The sequence below is a fragment of the Flavobacterium denitrificans DSM 15936 genome (genome assembly GCF_000425445.1).
GTDB lineage: Bacteria > Bacteroidota > Bacteroidia > Flavobacteriales > Flavobacteriaceae > Flavobacterium > Flavobacterium denitrificans.
Window position 1 is genome coordinate 38,774 of record NZ_AUDL01000015.1, and the last position, 14,712, is coordinate 53,485.

General features: G+C 32.4%; 14 protein-coding genes. 12 read left to right on the forward strand and 2 right to left on the reverse strand.

Features of this window, described 5'->3' with window-relative positions; genetic code table 11:
• Window positions 1-16: 16 nt before the first annotated feature.
• On the forward strand, window positions 17-1,192 hold the full coding sequence (locus tag H600_RS0110315) for a thioredoxin family protein (RefSeq protein WP_026728718.1): 1,176 nt from the start codon (window positions 17-19) through the stop codon (window positions 1,190-1,192).
• 27 nt (window positions 1,193-1,219) lie between these two features.
• The gene (locus tag H600_RS0110320) at window positions 1,220-1,717 is read left to right on the forward strand and encodes a GNAT family N-acetyltransferase (protein ID WP_026728719.1); all 498 of its coding nucleotides are present in this window, start codon (window positions 1,220-1,222) and stop codon (window positions 1,715-1,717) included.
• Window positions 1,718-1,910: 193 nt separating this feature from the next.
• Here the strand turns inward: H600_RS0110320 and H600_RS0110325 are convergent, their stop codons facing one another.
• Window positions 1,911-2,495: a glutathione peroxidase gene (locus H600_RS0110325; protein WP_026728720.1), complete on the reverse strand. Its 585-nt coding sequence runs from the start codon at window positions 2,493-2,495 to the stop codon at window positions 1,911-1,913.
• 810 nt (window positions 2,496-3,305) lie between these two features.
• Between H600_RS0110325 and H600_RS0110335 the strand changes: the two genes are divergently transcribed.
• From H600_RS0110335 to H600_RS22540, 4 genes are all read left to right on the forward strand, one after another.
• On the forward strand, window positions 3,306-3,836 hold the full coding sequence (locus tag H600_RS0110335) for an RNA polymerase sigma factor (protein ID WP_026728721.1): 531 nt from the start codon (window positions 3,306-3,308) through the stop codon (window positions 3,834-3,836).
• Complete coding sequence (locus tag H600_RS0110340) at window positions 3,836-4,624, forward strand: anti-sigma factor (RefSeq protein ID WP_026728722.1); 789 nt, start codon at window positions 3,836-3,838, stop codon at window positions 4,622-4,624. The genes H600_RS0110335 and H600_RS0110340 overlap by 1 nt, the downstream gene beginning before the upstream one ends.
• 91 nt (window positions 4,625-4,715) lie before the next feature.
• The gene (locus H600_RS0110345) at window positions 4,716-5,099 is read left to right on the forward strand and encodes a DoxX family protein (RefSeq protein WP_026728723.1); all 384 of its coding nucleotides are present in this window, start codon (window positions 4,716-4,718) and stop codon (window positions 5,097-5,099) included.
• A gap of 25 nt (window positions 5,100-5,124) precedes the next feature.
• On the forward strand, window positions 5,125-5,859 hold the full coding sequence (locus H600_RS22540; RefSeq protein ID WP_167330302.1) for a DUF3667 domain-containing protein: 735 nt from the start codon (window positions 5,125-5,127) through the stop codon (window positions 5,857-5,859).
• 82 nt (window positions 5,860-5,941) lie between these two features.
• On the opposite strand, the gene H600_RS0110355 is transcribed toward H600_RS22540, so the two are convergent.
• Window positions 5,942-9,160, reverse strand: a complete 3,219-nt coding sequence (locus H600_RS0110355; RefSeq protein ID WP_026728725.1) for a cytochrome c biogenesis protein CcsA — start codon at window positions 9,158-9,160, stop codon at window positions 5,942-5,944.
• 311 nt (window positions 9,161-9,471) lie between these two features.
• Between H600_RS0110355 and H600_RS0110360 the strand changes: the two genes are divergently transcribed.
• From H600_RS0110360 to H600_RS0110385, 6 genes are all read left to right on the forward strand, one after another.
• Window positions 9,472-11,157, forward strand: coding sequence for a glycoside hydrolase family 28 protein (locus tag H600_RS0110360; protein ID WP_026728726.1), 1,686 nt, complete (start codon window positions 9,472-9,474; stop codon window positions 11,155-11,157).
• A gap of 119 nt (window positions 11,158-11,276) precedes the next feature.
• Entirely contained in the window at window positions 11,277-12,035 is a 759-nt protein-coding gene (locus tag H600_RS0110365; protein WP_026728727.1) for a Rossmann-like and DUF2520 domain-containing protein, read from the forward strand.
• Window positions 12,019-12,546 (forward strand): KdsC family phosphatase, encoded by a 528-nt coding sequence (locus H600_RS0110370; RefSeq protein WP_026728728.1) that lies wholly within the window; start codon window positions 12,019-12,021, stop codon window positions 12,544-12,546. Before H600_RS0110365 ends, H600_RS0110370 begins: the two co-directional genes overlap by 17 nt.
• A gap of 72 nt (window positions 12,547-12,618) precedes the next feature.
• Complete coding sequence (locus H600_RS0110375; protein ID WP_084157374.1) at window positions 12,619-13,545, forward strand: geranylgeranylglycerol-phosphate geranylgeranyltransferase; 927 nt, start codon at window positions 12,619-12,621, stop codon at window positions 13,543-13,545.
• The gene (locus tag H600_RS0110380) at window positions 13,538-14,122 is read left to right on the forward strand and encodes a Maf-like protein (protein ID WP_026728730.1); all 585 of its coding nucleotides are present in this window, start codon (window positions 13,538-13,540) and stop codon (window positions 14,120-14,122) included. The genes H600_RS0110375 and H600_RS0110380 overlap by 8 nt, the downstream gene beginning before the upstream one ends.
• A 10-nt stretch (window positions 14,123-14,132) precedes the next feature.
• Window positions 14,133-14,663 (forward strand): mechanosensitive ion channel domain-containing protein, encoded by a 531-nt coding sequence (locus H600_RS0110385; RefSeq protein ID WP_026728731.1) that lies wholly within the window; start codon window positions 14,133-14,135, stop codon window positions 14,661-14,663.
• Window positions 14,664-14,712 lie beyond the last annotated feature (49 nt).

Here is a 14,712-nt window from a genome sequence, read left to right on the forward strand (position 1 = left end):
TAAAAATATACACTTTATGCGTCTACTTTATATTGTTATCCTTTTTCTTTCGCTGCAAATTGTAAGTTCTCAAAATCAGTTTGTTCCAAATGATACGCCGTATAAAACCGCATTGGAAAGAACAAAGACCGAAGGAAAACCTCTTTTCGTAATGCTTTATGCGGATTGGTGTCCGCATTGCAATCAAATGAAAAAAGAGGTTTTTAGCAATCCGGATGTTATGGCTTTTTTAAACGAAAACTACGTTTGTATTTGGAAAAACATTGAAAAAGATGAAGGAATAGCTTTAAAAGACAAATACAAAACAAAATCGCTGCCTACATTTTTGTTTTTGGATTCGAATGAAACGCTTTTATATGCTTTGAAAGGTGAAATGAAAACGCCGGAGTTTATGACCGAAGTAAAATATGCGCTGAATTCGAGAATGCAATTGCCTTATTTAGAAAAAGAATTTATGTCTGACCCGAGTAATTCTGATAAGTTTTTCACATACTTAAACACGCTGAAAAAAGGTAAAGACAGAACTGACTTATCACCAGCAACACATATTTATTTAAAAACACAATCTGACGCACAACTAATTAGCGAAACCAATTGGAGAATTATTGCTAACGGTGTGACTGATATTAATTCAAGGGAATTTCAATTTGTTTTAAAACATCAAAAAGAATTTGCCACGGTCGCTTCACAAAATCGTGTAGACCGCAAAATTGAAAGTATTGTAACCGAATTGCTTCGTCCTTTAGTTGATAATTTAGATACTGTAAATTATTATAAACAAAGAGAAGTTGCAAAATCGATTCGATTGCAGAAAACAGATTCATTGGTTTTCAAGTTTGACTTAACCTTGGCAGAACGAACAGAAAAATGGCAGTTTTACAAAAAGGTGACACTTGAAAACACTCAAAAATTAGTTTGGAATGATGCTAGTTTTCTTAAAGATATTGGGCAGACTTATTTAAAGCATATTATTGATACTGAAAGTTTGAAAAAGTCAATTTTCTGGGTAAAACATTCATTAGAAATAAATGATTCATACGATGGAAATTTATTAATCGCCCGACTTTACAATAAAATCAAGGACAAAAAAATGGCGTTGCAATATGCCAAAGATGCCAAAGTCATTTGTACCGAAATGACCTGGAACCCAAAAGAAGTTGACACTTTGTTAGCGGAACTAAATACAAAATAATACCAAAAAACACTTTATAAAATTACCATGGAAGTTAAACTAAGACCCGCAACTGAAAATGATTTAGAAAAAATTCTAGAAATTGTAAATCATTCTATTTTGCACACAACTGCAAATTACAGCTATGATATTCAAACACTTGAAATACAAACTAAATGGTTTGAAGATAAAAAAGCGAAAAATCTGCCAATTGTTGTTGCCGATTTAGATGGTGAAGTTGTAGGTTTTGGAAGTTATGGTCAGTTTCGTGAAAAAATTGGTTATCAATATACTGTTGAACATTCGGTTTATGTGGTCGATAATGTAATTGGAAAAGGTATCGGATCTAAATTATTGACCGAATTAATTCGCTTAGCAAAAGAACAGGGATATCATGTTATGATTGGCGCAATTGATGCTGATAACGCTGGAAGTATCGCTTTTCACGAACGCTTTGGATTTGTGGCAACAGGAACTTTGCGCGAAGTTGGATATAAATTTGACCACTGGTTGGATTTAGTTTTTATGCAATTGATATTAGTTTAACTGCAATGGGCACAAAGTCCTACGCAAGGTTTGCAAAAATTAATAAATAATTGTTTTTGTCAGACTGAGCGAAGTCGAAGTCCCATAAAGTGATATTGCACTCGATACCTCGACTTCGCTCAGTCTGACATCCAAAAAAAATCCACAAACTTGAATTTCTTCAAATTTGTGGATTTTTTTTTTAATACTGCAATTAACTTTTAATCCAATTAATTACTTCTGGATCTGTAACTAATGTTTTAGGTTTTATTACCTTAACTAATTGCCCTTTTTCATTAATCAAGTACTTTTGAAAATTCCACTCTACATCAGAATCTTGCAAACCATTTTTAGATTTCTGCGTCAAAAATTTATAAACTTCGCACATATCATCACCTTTTACAGAAACTTTGTCCATCATAGGGAAAGTTACACCATAATTTAATTGGCAAAAAGTAGCGATTTCTTCATTTGTCCCTGGCTCCTGCCCAGCAAAATTATTTGCTGGAAAACCTACAATTACAAAGTTTTTGTCTTTGTACTCTTTATACACCGCTTCTAGATCTTTGTATTGCGGTGTTAAACCACATTTTGAAGCTGTATTTACGATCATCACTTTCTTTCCCTTTAATGATGAAAAATCAAAAGTGTTTCCCGATAAATCTTCAACTTTGAATTGGTAAATGGTTCCTTCTGCCATATTTTTTTCTGTTTTAGATTTCTTATTACTCGTTTGAGCTTGAGTTTGAGCGACTATCATAAAAAGTGCACTGCAAACTAAAAATACTATTTTTTTCATTGTTTAATTTTTTATAAAATTAGTTAAAATCTGTTTTACAAAAGGACTTTGATCGCTATATTTTGACTTAAAGATTAGTTAAAAAAAATGAAGCCTAACGTTAATCAGACGTTAGGCTTCCCCCCATACAAACAAATCAAACCATGAATTAATTATTATGCCTTATTCTATTTCTTATTTGAAATATAGTTGATGCCGCTCGGTTGAATGAAAAATTATTTTGTAAATCCTAATTCGCATTTTCATTTAATTCTTTTATGGCTTGTACAATGGATTTTACTCGTTTATAATACAAAAAATACACTTTAAAAATAATTTTCGGTTTGGAAGTCCGAGGACATCAACTATGAATTGTTTTACATCTGAATCTTAAAAACTGAAAAATTCAGCTTTTTTATATCTTTACTATTATCACTATTACCAAAGTGTGTTACGGCTAAAACATTCGTTAGCGCTATAATCAAAATCTTTAAACTATTTATTTTATTCATTTTGTTTTAATTTTGGTTCACACTATTTTTTTGATCTTTAAAAAATAAATTTTGTTTATCAGATATCTAGAAATATTAGACAAACAAAAAATGCCTTTAATCTATTTCCTACTTATTTCATTCTAAATTCATGTACGTAATTGGATTGTTTTTGGTTTTAAAAAAATGATTTTTTTTTATTTTTTTTTTACCAAGCCCTGTTTTTATTGAGTTTATGATTGTCAAAAAAAATGTTTTTTTCATAAAAAAATGATTTATCTTTATGTCTGGCGATAAAATACTGTTAAATTATTTTTTGTTTAAGCTTAAATCCAAATCTATGAGTCAAGAAGAATTATTAGTTTTAATTTATGAGAAAGACGAAAGAGCTTTCACGCATTTGTACGATATGTACTCAAAAAGTTTATTTTCGGTCATTAATGTATTGATCAAAAATCGCGAAGAAGCTGAAGATGTTTTGCAGGAAGTTTTTGTGAAAATTTGGAAAAACATCGATTCGTACAACGAAAGTAAAGGCCGATTTTATACCTGGATCCTTAATATTGCTAGAAATACATCTATTGATACATTAAGATCCAAAAATTATAATAACACTCAAAAAAACCTTTCATCAGATAATTTCGTAAATCTGTTAGACGAGAGCAATAAATTAAGCAACAAATTGGATGCGATTGGAATTCAAGAGTTCGTAAAGAAGCTGAAACCAAAATGTATCGAAATAATTAATTTATTATTCTTCAAAGGATATACCCAACAAGAAGCTTCAGAAGAATTGGCAATGCCATTGGGAACTATCAAAACACAAAACAGAAACTGTATTAATGACTTAAGAAATTATCTAAAAATATAATGGAAGCACAAGAATATATTGAATCAGGAACTTTAGAGCTATATGTTTATGGCTTATTGACCGAAACTGAAAATCTAGAAATTGCCGAATTGGCGAAGAAAAACCCAGAAGTTTTACAAGAAATTATTTCGATCGAAAAGGCGATTGTTGCTTTGTCGTCAAGCTTCTCTCCTTTCCATTCGGTTGCAAATTTTGAGAAAATAAAAGCCCGATTAGAGCTTAAACACGGCAAGGTAGTCGACATGAAACCAGCATCAAACTGGTCACAATATGTAGGATGGGCTGCAGCAGTGCTTTTACTGCTTGGTTTAGGCTATCAAACTTTGGAATTGACAAAAACCAAAGAAGCCATCAGCACAGTGGGAACTGAAAAAAGCAAAATTGAAAGAGATTATGCTTTTTTAGATCAGCAAAATAAAGAAACCGAGAAAAGTTTAGCTATCGTTAGAGATGTAAAAAATACTGGTGTAACACTTGGCGGCCAAGCAGTTTCTCCAACATCATTTGCAAAAGTATATTGGAACAAAGACACCAAAACAACTTATATAGATGCTGCGGGACTTCCAAAACCTCCAAAAGGAATGGTTTATCAAGTTTGGGCATTAAAATTAAGTCCCGTATTGACACCGACAAGTATTGGTTTATTGAGCGATTTCGAAGGAAATTCTAATAAAATTTTCGCTGTTGATCGCACAAATGAAGCGGAAGCTTTTGGGATTACTCTTGAACCAGCAGGCGGAAGTTTGACTCCGACAATGACACAACTTTATACATTAGGAAAAGTTTAAAATTGAAATTTCATAAAAACATGAAGCGCATATTAGTTTTAATATGCGCTTTTTTATTATTTTTAATTGATTATTTACCAAATACCACATCATGAACGGAAATTTCTTTTTAAGAATTGCGGTTGCTATTATCCTCCTTACACATTCTGTCTTTGGAATGTTTAATAATGGTATTAATGATTTTGGGAATTTGTATTTAAATCAAATTGGTTTTGCTCCTTTTGGTGTATTTCTTGCGTGGAGCATCAAATTATCTCATGTAATTGCCGCTGTACTTCTGCTTCTGAATAAATACATTAAACTTGCTGGATTTGTAACCATTTTTGTTTTAGTAATGGGAATTATTCTCGTTCATTTTCAAGAAGGTTGGTTTGTTGTTGGGGGTGGAAGAAACGGCGTTGAATATAACTTTTTGCTTATTATAGTTTTGCTGGCAATCATGTTCCCGAATGGCTTTAAAAAGAATACTATTTAAATCGAAATATAATACCACACAATTAATGGAAATAATCTGTAAAAACTGCCATCACGTTTATAAAGGACATTACTGTGGCAATTGCGGACAACCCGCTGCAACTCACAAAATAAATGCTCATTTTTTATGGCACGATATTCAGCATGGTTTACTGCATTTTGACAAAGGAATTACCTATTCGTTAAAACAACTCTTTACAAGACCCGGACATTCGGTACGTAAATTTATTGAAGGAAAACGTGTGAAACATTTTAAACCGCTTTCTTTAGTTGTTGTTTTAGCAACACTTTACGGGGTGCTATATCATTATTACCACATCAATACATTCCCAGATGCAAAAGATGGCAAAATGGATTATAGCGAGTTTAATGAATGGATGGCAATGCATTTCTCGTGGGTAACTATCGGTACAATTCCGCTTTATACTATTGGAACTTATACCGTTTTCAAAAAGCAAGGATATAACTTTTTTGAGTTTTTTGTTTTAAATACTTTTAAGGCATCGCAACGTCTTTTTGTACAGATTTTGACATTCCCAATATTGCTTTATTTGAATGGAACACCTCATATTCATAAATTTTCAAACGCAACATATTTGATTGGGTTGATTTTAATATTTTGGACTAATATTCAGTTTTTCAATAAAATATCAAAAACAAAAGCTTTCTTTTTAAGCATCTTAAGTCACCTGATATTCCTAACCTGCTTTTGTATCGTTATAGGAATAATACTTGCAATTTTGGGAAAACTTCCCAACTAATAAGTAAAGGATTCTAAAATAAAAAAGGTTCAACTATTTAGCTGAACCTTTTTTTATGAATTAATAATTTCTTTGAAAGCAATTATTTCTTTTTCACTTTTTTGTTTTTGTAATATTTATGATATTTCGGATATGTCAAAGCTCCAATCAAGGCAATAGTAGCCATTGAATAATAAATCCAATTTAAAGAATGCGCCTCTCCGCTTGCATATGAATGCAGACCAACCAAGTGGAAATTAACCCCATAATAAGTAAACAAAATTGAAATAAAGGCAAACATAGTCATCAAATTGAAGAACCATTTTCCGCGCAATGCTGGTACAAAACGAGCGTGAATCACAAATGCATAAACCATAATCGAGATTAAAGCCCATGTTTCTTTTGGATCCCATCCCCAATAGCGTCCCCAACTTTCATTTGCCCATTGCCCTCCTAAAAAGTTTCCAATCGTCAACATGATAAGTCCAATTGTTATTGCCATTTCATTAATGTAGCTTACCTCTTTTATGTGCAATTCCATTTTAGCTTTGTTTTTATCATTTGTAAAAAAGATCAATACTAAAGCAACAAAACCTAAAATCATTCCTAATGCAGTTGGACCATAACTTGCTACAATTACAGCAACGTGAATCATTAACCAATATGAATTAAGAACCGGTTGCAAGTTTGCAATTTCAGGATCGATCCAGTTCAAGTATGCTGCCATTAAAATCATCGCTGTTACAAAGGCAGATGAAGCAACTGTCAATTTAGATTTTCTATCAAAAGCTAATCCAAAGAACATTGTTGACCAAGCGACATAAACTATAGATTCGTAAGCGTTACTCCAAGGTGCATGACCCGAAATATACCATCTTGCTATCAATCCTAAAGTATGAATCACAAATAAAAGCCCGACCATAACATGGAAAACGTTTACAGTAATACGAAGCCATTTTTTCTCAAAAAAGATATTTAACATCGTAAAAAGCAACATAAAGATTGCAACAGTTATGTACCAATACGGTAATTTTTGAAAAACATCGTATTTGTTGTATGCAATTTCGGCATCAATTTTTTGTTCGCTTGGAAGAACTTTTGCTCCAAATTTCTTTTGAAAACCATTAATACTTTCCAATAATTGATCAGCAGTATCCCAATTTTTAGAAATGGAACCATTGTTTAAGGCACTAAAATACAATGGGATTATCTGTTTTACGTACGTAGAGTCCATTCCTTTTAGACCTGCATTTTCACGCTCTAAATATGAAACCCATTTGTGGTTTGGATCATTTGGAATAGGGAAAATCCTCAAGATACTGCCACTCAAAGCAGATTCCATCAAGTTTACTTTTTTATCAGTTTCTATAAAGTCTTTCTCAAAACTATTTGGATTTGCTGCTTTATAGGCTGCGTCCAAATACGGTGATAATTTGTAATTTCCGTTCTCATCAAAAAACTTAACAAATGGCGCAAATTTATCTTTAGAATCAATTCCGATAATTTTACGGATACTGTCATTTTTAGTATTAAGATAAATAATAGGAACTTGAATCCAAACTTGAGCGTATTGTGTCATTGACAAGAAAACCTGGTCAGAATTCATTCCGTTATACTTGTCATCGTGGCTTACTTTTCTAAGCAATTCAGATGAGAATGTATTGATAGGCTTCATCCTTCCTCCAGCATCCTGAATAACCAAGCGTCCAAATTTAGCAGCATGTGCTTCAGGTGCTTTATAAATTGTCAATAGCGAATCCAATTGTTTTTTGCTTGGTGGAGCCACTACATGATTTGCGTGATCGTTTGGATCTGCAGTGTGGTTATGATCGTGATCATGTGAGTGAACATGAGGATTTTGTTGTGCAAAACCGCTCAAACTGATCATTAAAACTAAAATTGTAATTAGTTTTTCTTTTTTCTTTTGAATAGCGTCCAATTTCTTTTTCAAATCTCCAAAACGAGAATGTTTAGTAAACATAATTGCCATTAATCCAATATATAAAAGGAAATATCCAAAATAAGTAATATTGGTTCCCCAAAAATCATGATTTACTGATAACACAGTTCCTTTTTCATCTGGATCAAATGACGATTGGAAAAAACGGAAACCTTTATGATCCAAAACATGGTTCATATAAATTCTAGCATCAAAAGTATCTGCCGAATCTTGAACAGTAACCTGGCTTTCAAAAGCAGAATAACTTTTTTCTGTTCCCGGATATTTTGTTGCAATAAAATCATTCAATCTAACTTTGAAAGGCAACACATAAGCCTTGCTTCCAAAAAACAAACTGTATTCAATTTTACCGATTTTTACCGTTTGAGGCTCCCCTATACTTCCTTTAGAGCCTAAAAGACGTACTTGTTTTTCCTGACCGTCAGCTTTTATTTTTACAAATAATGCATCAGTATGTGATTTTGCTTTAAAGTCATTGCTAGATTCGTAATCCACCACTCCTTTAATAGCTGGATCTGGAAACACAATTCGGATATCGCCAATACTGTAAAGCGAACGCATCATCAAAGGCTGTACATTATCTTTGGTTACAGTTCCTTTTAATTTATCTGCCATTCGCATAAATTCACCTTCAAATGGCGTTTGTATGGTATATTTATCTCCTTTTGTGTTAATGTTAATTGCACCGTCTGTTTGTTTATTTAATGCAAACAAAACATTGTGAATATTTTGAACTTCTCCTTCTTTCAAGAAATGCTCTTCACGTCCGCCGGCTCCTGCTTCAACTAACTTTAGGTAAAGTGTTCCTTTTGGATCTGGTTTTATGGTTTCTTTTGCTCCCATGATGTAATTAACGTAACTCACTTCAAACGGAGTCTCGTCAAATTTTCCTGATAGAGTAAAATCATTATTAGTTACAGGTGACAATAAAAGACTTTTATCAAAAACTCTTCGTTTCATTTCGCCTTTATATTCTCCATCAGCAAAAACGGTAATGAATGTTTTATCTGAATAAACTTGATTTTCTGCAGCGCCTTCGCGAATTGGCATCATTCCTTCATAACTGATATAACGAGTAATAAAAGCTCCTAAAAGGATAAAAACAAAAGCAAGGTGAAGTAATAAAGTTGCCCATTTTTCTTTTTTAAGCAATTGATAACGTTTGATGTTTCCGAAGAAATTAATCATAAAAATAGCCATTATAGCTTCAAACCACCAAGTATTGTAAATTAAGATTCTTGCCGTATCTGTATTGTATTTACTTTCGATAAAAGTTCCAATACCCATTGCTATCGCAAATGTTAAGAAAAGAACAGCCATTAAGCGTGTAGAAAACAAAAAAGAGAATATTTTTTTATCCATTTTTGAGGAATTACATTGTATAAAAGTGGCACAAAAGTACTTAAAAATGTTGAGTTCCAATATTTGAGATTTGTTAATAAAAACTAAAAGTAGATAGTCATTTTTATAAAAAGACGCCTAAAAGTAAGTTAATCATTACAAAAACAAACTATTCAATATTTTTTTTGAATATTGATAATTTTTCATAGTTTTGTGTAATCGATTACATTTTTAATTTGTCTTTTTTAAACAAAGAAATTTCCATTTTTCTCAAAATGAAAGCTTGAAAATAAATAATCGTTTATTAACTATCTCTTTTTAAATCTATTAAAATGAAAACCAAAACCATTAATCTTGTACTATCGCTCTCAATTTTTGCGTTGGCTATAACAAGTAACACTTTTGCTCAAAAATCAAAGTCTGATTCTTTTTACAATGACATTGAATTCAAAATGGCCAAAGTTCAAGAACCCAAAATTCCAAAAAACACAGTCAACTTGAAGGATTTTGGCGCAGTAAGCGGTGGTTATGTTTTAAACACAAAAGCTTTTGCTGATGCTATAGATGCCATTTCTAAAAGAGGTGGCGGAAAATTGATTATTCCTCCAGGAATTTGGCTTACTGGTCCAATTGTTTTAAAAAGTAATCTTGAACTCCATGCAGAAACGGGCGCACTTATAAAATTTTCAACGGATAAAAAACTTTACCCAATTATCGAAACTAGTTTCGAGGGATTGAATACTTGGCGTTGCATCTCTCCTATTTATGGAAAAAACCTTGAAAATATAGCTTTTACAGGAAATGGCGTTTGGGATGGTTCAGGTGAAGCCTGGCGAATGCTCAAAAAAGGAAAAGTAACAGAAAGCCAATGGAAAAAAGTAATTGCTTCTGGTGGTGTTTTAAACGAATCCAAAACAAGTTGGTACCCATCTGAGCAATATGTAAAAGGAAATCAAAATGCAGATCAAAATGTGCGTTCTGATCTAAAAACGAAAGAACAATTTGAAGAGATTCATGATTTTCTGCGTCCTGTAATGGTAAGCATTCAAAATAGTAAAAGAGTTTTATTTGATGGCCCTGTTTTTCAAAATTCGCCAGCTTGGAACATTCACCCGCTTATGGTTGAGGATTTGATTATCAGAAATGTTTCAGTCAGAAATCCGTGGTATTCTCAAAACGGTGACGGACTTGATGTTGAATCTTGCAAAAATGTTTTGGTTGAAAACTCAAGTTTTGATGTTGGTGATGATGCCATTTGCATTAAATCTGGAAAAGATAAAGATGGACGCGATCGTGGTGTTCCTTGCGAAAATATAATTGTAAAAAACAATATCGTTTATCACGGTCATGGCGGCGTAACGGTTGGAAGCGAGATGTCTGGCGGCGTTAAAAATCTGCACGTTTCAAATTGTACTTTTATGGGAACTGATGTTGGTTTACGATTCAAAAGTACTCGTGGACGCGGCGGAATTGTTGAAAATATCTTTATTTCGGACATTTATATGACAGATATCCCTTCACAAGCTATTTCATTTGATTTGTATTATGGAGGAAAATCAATTGCTGAGACATTGGAAGAAGGCGGTGCAAAAGTTAAAAATAAAACAATGCCTGTAAATGTAGAAACACCTCAGTTTAAAAACATTTCTATTAAAAATATTACTATTGCTGGCGCACAACAAGCGGTATTTTTGCAAGGTCTTCCTGAAATGAATTTGGAAAACATTGAAATTTCAAACTTGACTGCAAAAGCTGAAAACGGCTTTTCAATCATAGATGCAAATGGAATTAAAATAACTAACGCAAAATTAGATATCGAAAAACCTACTATTTTTGAAATTTATAATGGACGAAATATGTCATTCAAGAATATCGAATTCAATTCCAAATCAGAAAAAGCCATATCGATAAACGGAGAAGTAAGCCAAAATATTGAGTTTGCAAAAAATGCGAATTCTGATTTGTCTAAAAACATTACGATTGGAGAAACGGTTCCTAAAGGAGCTGTGAAATTCTAAAACAATTAAAATCAATAAACTAAATCCGCTTTTTTAATGATAAAAAAGCGGATTTTATATTTTATTCAAACAAAAATAAACCCAACTGCATTTAAAAAAATAAATCTTAATTTTGTCGTATGATTCGACTATCGATAATTGGTTCCGGAAATGTTGCACAGCATTTGATCAAAGCTTTCACCAAAAGTGAAGCTGTTGAAATTGTGCAGGTATTTTCTAGAAAAAAAGAAGTTTTGCTTTCGTTGCTGAATGAAGATTTAATTATTACTGATTTAAATAATTTTCAACCAGCTGATTTGTATATTATTGCTGTTTCAGATAATGCTATTAACGAAGTTTCAAAACAATTGCCTTTTCAAAACCAACTGGTCGTTCATACTTCAGGTGCTGCTCCTATTGATATTTTGGATCCTAAAAACAGAAGAGGCGTTTTTTATCCGCTTCAAACATTCTCAAAAAGTAAAGATGTTGATTTTTCAAATATCCCTATTTGTTTAGAAGCAGAAAATACTTTCGATTATCGTGAGCTAGAATCAGCTGCAAAATGCATCTCAAAAGCCGTTTTTGCTATTGCTTCAGAGCAACGAAAAGCACTACATGTTGCGGCAGTTTTTGTGAATAATTTTACGAATCATCTGTATCAAATAGGAAAAGATATTTGTGACGAACATCGTGTTCCTTTTGAAGTCTTAAAACCTTTAATTCAGGAAACTGCTGAAAAAATAAACACACTGGACCCTAGTGATGCGCAAACTGGGCCAGCAAAACGTAATGATTCTAATACTATCGAATCACATTTGGCGTTTTTAACCAACGAAAATCAAAAAAACATTTATAATATCCTTACACAATCTATAAAAAATGGCAAAAAGTTATAAAGAAATAATGAATGACATCACAACATTTGTTTTTGATGTTGATGGCGTACTTACGGACAGTTCTGTTTTTGTAACCAATGAAGGCGAAATGCTTCGTACAATGAACATTCGCGATGGTTATGCAATGAAAGCAGCAATTGAAAGCGGTTACCATGTATGCATTATTTCTGGCGGTAGCAATGAAGGCGTCCGTATTCGTTTAAATAATTTAGGAATTGCTGATGTTCATTTGGGCACTCCTGACAAAGTTCAGACTTTTAAAGATTATACAAATGCTAATAATATAAAACCTGAACAAGTATTATATATGGGTGACGACATTCCTGATTTTCATGTTATGAAACTAGTTGGATTGCCAACTTGCCCGCAAGACGCTAGCCCTGAGATCAAAAATATCTGCCGTTATATTTCGCACGTAAAAGGCGGACGTGGCGCTGCACGTGATGTAATCGAACAAGTAATGAAAGTGCAAGGAAAATGGATGGAATATTTTAACGGAAAACACGATTAATTAATTGACAATTATAAATTATAAACTAAAAACTTAGCAACTTAGCCCCTTAGCTACTTAGAATCTTAAAAAATGAAATACTTAAAACTCATTAGATATCAAAACTTACTGATGCTTGCTTTTATGCAGGTCTTATTTCGTTATGCCTTTTTGAAACAGCAAAATATCCCACTTGCATTAGCAGATTGGCAATATGGATTATTGGTTTTAAGTACCGTTTTATTAGCAGCAGCAGGTTATGTAATCAATGATATTTTTGATGTTGCAACTGATTCTATAAATAAGCCAAGTAAAGTAATTATTGGCAAGGGAATTTCTGAAACTAAAGCTTATAATATCTACATCGGATTGAATATTACCGGCGTTGCAATTGGTTTTTATTTATCGAATGTTATTTTGAGGCCCAGTTTTGCAACCATTTTCATTTTGATTGCATCTTTGCTTTATTTTTATTCTACAAGCTTAAAGCAAATCATGATTGTTGGGAATTTTATTGTGGCGTTACTTTTAGCGTTAAGTGTTATTATCATTGGCATTTTCGATTTGTTTCCTGCAACAAATGCAGAAAATCAAGCGCAAATGGCAAGTCTTTTTTCTATTTTGATTGATTACGCGCTATTTGCTTTTATGATCAATTTTATCAGGGAAATAGTTAAAGACATTGAAGATGTAAATGGTGATTACAATCAAGGAATGAATACTTTGCCAATTGCAATTGGTAATAGTAGAGCTGCTAAAATCGCTTTAGGATTTGCTGTTATTCCATTTATTTTATCGTTGCTCTACATTAATGAATACTTTATGCAAAACAAACTTTATATTGCTACTTTATATGGTTTTGCTACTGTTCTTGCACCTTTATTGTATTTTATTGTTAAAATATTCACTGCAAAAACACAAAAGGAATTTCATCATTTGAGTACTGTTTTAAAACTCATTTTGTTTTTCGGAATTTTGTCAATTCTTGTAATAACATTAAACATCAAGTACAATGCTTAAGGAAAAACTAAAAAAATATACTTTGATTTTGGCTTCAGGATCTCCAAGAAGACAGCAATTTTTTAAAGATTTGGATTTGGATTTTGAAATCCGCTTAAAAGATGTTGAAGAAATTTATCCGCCAGAATTAAAAGCAGTTGAAATCACAGATTTTTTAGCCGAATTAAAAGCAAATGCATTTGAAGGCGAACTAAAGGAAAATGAAATTTTAGTAACTAGCGATACCATTGTTTGGCACAAAAACAAAGCTTTAGGAAAACCAAAAAATGCCGAAGAAGCTTTTGAAATGATCAAATCAATGTCAAACGCAACGCATGATGTAATTACATCTGTCTGCTTTAAAACCAATACTGCTTCTACTCTATTACACGATATTACAAAAGTTACTTTCAACGAATTATCAGACGAGGCCATTTTATACTATATTGAAAATTATAAACCTTATGACAAAGCTGGTGCGTATGGTATTCAAGAATGGTTTGGTTTTATGGCAGTAGCAAAAGTTGAGGGTTCTTATACCAATGTTATGGGACTTCCAACTGCAAAAGTTTACGAATATTTGAGTACTTTAGTATAAAAATTATCTTATGGTTTCTTTCAAAGAATATAGCCAGGAAATATTTGCCACAATTATTCTTCTTCTGGTTTTAGTGGCCTTAAGGATTATCGTAGCTAAATTTATCCGTCGTTATGCCAGCAGCAGCCAATTATTGGAACACAGAACAAACCTAGTAATTAAATATGTTCATATTCTAATGAATATCTTGGTAGCAATTGGCCTGACTGTGATTTGGGGTGTTGAAACCAAAGATATTTTTTTCTATGTTTCTTCAATTGCAACTGTAGTTGGTGTTGCTATGTTTGCCCAATGGTCAATTTTAAGCAACATTACTTCTGGAGTTATTTTGTTTTTTTCGTTCCCCTTTAGAATTGGAGACACAATAAAAATCCACGATAAAGATTTTCCTATTGAGGCCGAAATAGAAGATATTAGTGCTTTTCATGTTAATTTGAAAACAAAAGAAGGAGAGCGAATTATTTTCCCAAATAATCTTTTGCTGCAAAAAGGGATTTCAATCTTGCCAGCACACTACGAAGAAAAAGAGTTTTTTGACTGATATTTGAATGGGAATTTTATAAACGAAAACAAAAAACCTAAAACAGAAT

Coding starts and splice junctions, on each gene's coding strand:
- H600_RS0110315 (WP_026728718.1), top strand. CDS start 17: ATGCGTCTACTTTATATTGTTATCCTTTTTCTTTCGCTGCAAATTGTA.
- H600_RS0110320 (WP_026728719.1), top strand. CDS start 1,220: ATGGAAGTTAAACTAAGACCCGCAACTGAAAATGATTTAGAAAAAATT.
- H600_RS0110325 (WP_026728720.1), bottom strand. CDS start 2,495: ATGAAAAAAATAGTATTTTTAGTTTGCAGTGCACTTTTTATGATAGTC.
- H600_RS0110335 (WP_026728721.1), top strand. CDS start 3,306: ATGAGTCAAGAAGAATTATTAGTTTTAATTTATGAGAAAGACGAAAGA.
- H600_RS0110340 (WP_026728722.1), top strand. CDS start 3,836: ATGGAAGCACAAGAATATATTGAATCAGGAACTTTAGAGCTATATGTT.
- H600_RS0110345 (WP_026728723.1), top strand. CDS start 4,716: ATGAACGGAAATTTCTTTTTAAGAATTGCGGTTGCTATTATCCTCCTT.
- H600_RS22540 (WP_167330302.1), top strand. CDS start 5,125: ATGGAAATAATCTGTAAAAACTGCCATCACGTTTATAAAGGACATTAC.
- H600_RS0110355 (WP_026728725.1), bottom strand. CDS start 9,160: ATGGATAAAAAAATATTCTCTTTTTTGTTTTCTACACGCTTAATGGCT.
- H600_RS0110360 (WP_026728726.1), top strand. CDS start 9,472: ATGAAAACCAAAACCATTAATCTTGTACTATCGCTCTCAATTTTTGCG.
- H600_RS0110365 (WP_026728727.1), top strand. CDS start 11,277: ATGATTCGACTATCGATAATTGGTTCCGGAAATGTTGCACAGCATTTG.
- H600_RS0110370 (WP_026728728.1), top strand. CDS start 12,019: ATGGCAAAAAGTTATAAAGAAATAATGAATGACATCACAACATTTGTT.
- H600_RS0110375 (WP_084157374.1), top strand. CDS start 12,619: ATGAAATACTTAAAACTCATTAGATATCAAAACTTACTGATGCTTGCT.
- H600_RS0110380 (WP_026728730.1), top strand. CDS start 13,538: ATGCTTAAGGAAAAACTAAAAAAATATACTTTGATTTTGGCTTCAGGA.
- H600_RS0110385 (WP_026728731.1), top strand. CDS start 14,133: ATGGTTTCTTTCAAAGAATATAGCCAGGAAATATTTGCCACAATTATT.